We start from the raw sequence: 3,355 nt of genomic DNA on the forward strand, positions 1-3,355 counted from the left end.
GCAGGTTGCTGAGCACTTGGGTGAGGCGTACGGCGTCGCCATTCAACCAATAGGCGCGCGCGGGCATGATGAAGTCGAAGCGTTGTTGGCGCTTTTCGATATGCGGGAGAATGGCTTCGGCGGCTTCGTTGAGGGTGTCGGCCATGTCCATCAGTGTTGGGTCCAGGCGCAGTTTGCCGGTGTTGGCGCGGGAAACATCGAGCAGGTCGTCGATCAAGCGCGAGATATGCGCCACTTGGCGTTCGATGATTTGCTGCATGCGCGGTAGCTCTTCGGCTTTTACCCGGATCAGCAGCCCAGCGGTCATGGCCAGCGGCGTCAGCGGGTTGCGCAGTTCATGGGCAACCATGGCCAGCAGGTTTTTTTGCTGGCGGTGGGCATGTTCGGCAGAGGCTTGCAGTTGGTGGGCGTTAAGTACGGCCAACACCAGTTGCTCATTGGCTTCACGCTGTTGCCGGCCTTGGCGCTCGTGCTCGGCCAGGGCGTTGTCGTAGTGGCTGAGCAACACTTGCGGGCGCGCCAGGTCATGCTGATTGCCGTCGCGGCCACCACCGGGCACGACGGGGGCTGCAACACCGATATTGTGGCCTTTGGCGCGGTACATGGCGGCGTCGGCGCAGTCGATCAGGGTTTGTGGGTCTTCACCGTCTTCGGGGTACAGGCTGATGCCGATGCTGCCAGTCAGGCGCAGTACGTTTTTGCCGATGATGCGCGGCGCGGCGAGCGCGGCGATGATTTTCTCGGCCACCAGTAAGGCGTCTGAGCGCTGCGCCACGTCGCTGAGCAATACCAGGAATTCGTCGCCACCGTAACGCGCCACGGTGTCGACCTCGCGTACGGCGCTAGTCAGGCACATGGCAGTTTCGATCAGCGCTTCATCGCCTACAGAGTGCCCTAAGGTGTCGTTGATGCGTTTGAATTCATTCAGGTCCAGAAACAACAGCGCCAGGCCTTCGCTGCGCCGCTTGGCACCGGCGATGGCTGCAACGATGCGTTCGCCGAAAAGGGTGCGATTGGGCAGGCCGGTGAGTGCATCGCACTTGGCCGTTTGCGCCAGTTCAATCAGCTCGCGAGTGGCCAGCTCGGCTTCGGTTTGTGCGAGCAGGGCGGCGGTGATCAGGTGGCCGTTGGCTTCCAGCAACCGCTCTGCTTGTTGGTTTTGCTCCAGTTGCTCCTGGGTTGTCAGCAGGGTTCGCTGTAACAACGCCAGGGCGTTACGGGCGTCGAGGGTTTGCTGGTTGACCAGCGCCAGCTCGCGGTTGGCTTGCGCAAGGGCTGCGTCGTTACCAGCCTGCCTCTCGCTCACAGCTCAGCCCCTAGCGCAGCAGCGCCGAGCACTCGGCGCGGGCTGGCGCTAAGCAATCCTTCATGCCCGGCGAGTGTTTCGCCTAGTTGAATGCCCTGATCGTCAATACGGTATTGGCGCAGTTGGTCGGAGTGCGCGCTGGCGCGCACTTTGACCACGGCCATTACGCGCAGCAGTTGACTGTCGATTTCGACGTAACGCTGCACGATGATCGCGTCGGTGAGAAACGCTGTGCCGTAGGGGCTGAAGCGTAGGTCGGTGTAGCGGTCTTCCAGCTCAGAGGTCATCAACACCGTCACGCCGGTGGCAGCCAGGGCGCTGACCAGGCTGGCCAGTGACGAACGAAAGTCTTCGCGAAAGGTTGGCGCCAATGACAGTTCAAAGCCCGATAGCGAATCGATCACCACGCGGTTGGCGCCGACGCGTTTTATCTCGGCCAACAGCAGGTGAATAATCTCGTCAATGGACAGGTCGGGCGCGCGGCTGTCGACCAGGGTCACCATGTGCTCGTCGATCAGCGCCGATAGCATCGGGTTCTGCAGGCGGTCGGCACGTTGCTCAAAAACCGCTATCACGCCCTTCTCTCCCACCCGCGCGCCCTCGGCCAGAAAGGCCGCCGCCAAAATGCTTTTACCCGAACCCGACGGCCCTGCCACTAGCAGGGAGTAGCCGGCCGGTATGCCGCCGCCGAGCATGTCGTCCAGCGCGGGCACTCCACTGGAAAGACGCCGGCTGGGTTCCTGGCGAGGGGTGTTGCCGGGCGCAGTGGCAGGCGCAAAGACGCGGATGCCGGCCTGGCCGATACGAAATGAATGCAGGCCGGGCAAGGTCGGTTGGCCGCGCATTTTCATCACTTCCATTTTGCGCACCATGGAGTTGCGCAACACGCTTTGGCGCAGCCAGATCAGGCCGTCGGCCACGGTAAAAATCGGATTGCTGTCGGTTTCGCTGAAGTATTCGCCAATCAGAAACGTGGTGGCCTGCCAGGTGGTCATCAGCATGCCTAGCTGCTGCACAAACTGCGGCAGGTTATTGTTCGGGTTGCTCTGCGTTTGACTGGCCAATACCACCGAACGGAACGAGTCGACGAACACCAGCGACGGCCCATGCTTCTCGACTTCGGCAACGATGCGCCGCAGCACCTCGTCCAAATCCCCGGCCTGAGTGGCGTCGGCCAAGTTGATGTAACGAATCGACTGGTTTACCGCCTCGCTGTCGAAGTAGTCGAATTGCTGTTGGTAGCGCAGCATTTTCAACGGCGGCTCACCCAGTACGGTGAAGTACAAGGCCGGGCGCTCGGCGGTGGCCAGGGCAAACATCATTTGGTGCGCCAGGGTGGTTTTACCGCACCCGGGCGGCCCGGCGATCAGATTAAAGGAGAACTCCGGCAACCCGCCGCCGAGCACCTCGTCCAACCCTGGCACGCCAGTGCGCAGGCGGTTGATGACCACTTTGTCGGTCGGCTTGGGACTGGTCATAGCAAGGTGTCCTGCGGGGGTTGGCCGCACAAAGAGTTTTCCCACGCACTGCGCAGCAAGCGTTCGCAGAGCGAAGCGCCAATCAACGACGTCAGCAGTTGGTTAAGGGTATTCAGCAGGTCGTTGCTGCACACATTCACCGTGTGTGCGTCTTGCAGCAGCAATGCTGCACGCAGCGGCGAGAGGTCCAGGCCATCGTCGTGGCTAGCAGTTTTAGCCGCCACGTCGGCTAGGCACGCTTGGCGCACGACGCAGACAAACAGGCTGCGTTTGTACAACGCCGCCACGCCATGCTGGCCAATGATGGGGGTGAGCGCGAGGGAGATGTCGGCCAAGGTAGCTATGATTGCTTCGACCGCTGCGACTAAGCCTGGGTCTTCGCCGATACGTGACAGTGCCCTGCCTGTAGCTTTATTGGTGTTGTCACGGTCCATGGACAGGGTCACTTGGTGAATACACTTTTTGGTCTAGCGCCTCCCCAATTAGCCACTCATAACGGGGGCGCGACGCAGTTGCGAAGTACCGTTGCACACCCACCATCACCAGGTCTGTGCGCTAAACCGCTTAGAGG

The 3,355-nt window shown here is 61.2% G+C and carries 3 protein-coding genes; all 3 read right to left on the reverse strand.

Annotated features, from left to right (window positions below):
* On the reverse strand, window positions 1-1,306 hold a 1,306-nt coding region (locus AAAB16_RS13260), incomplete at its 3' end, for a diguanylate cyclase (protein WP_340663744.1).
* Window positions 1,303-2,784 (reverse strand): ATPase domain-containing protein, encoded by a 1,482-nt coding sequence (locus AAAB16_RS13265; RefSeq protein ID WP_340663745.1) that lies wholly within the window; start codon window positions 2,782-2,784, stop codon window positions 1,303-1,305. The genes AAAB16_RS13265 and AAAB16_RS13260, both read right to left, overlap by 4 nt.
* Window positions 2,781-3,218, reverse strand: a complete 438-nt coding sequence (locus AAAB16_RS13270; protein WP_340663746.1) for a hypothetical protein — start codon at window positions 3,216-3,218, stop codon at window positions 2,781-2,783. Before AAAB16_RS13270 ends, AAAB16_RS13265 begins: the two co-directional genes overlap by 4 nt.
* Window positions 3,219-3,355: the final 137 nt, after the last annotated feature.

The sequence above is a fragment of the Pseudomonas sp. genome, assembly GCF_037994325.1.
Taxonomy (GTDB): Bacteria; Pseudomonadota; Gammaproteobacteria; order Pseudomonadales; family Pseudomonadaceae; genus Aquipseudomonas.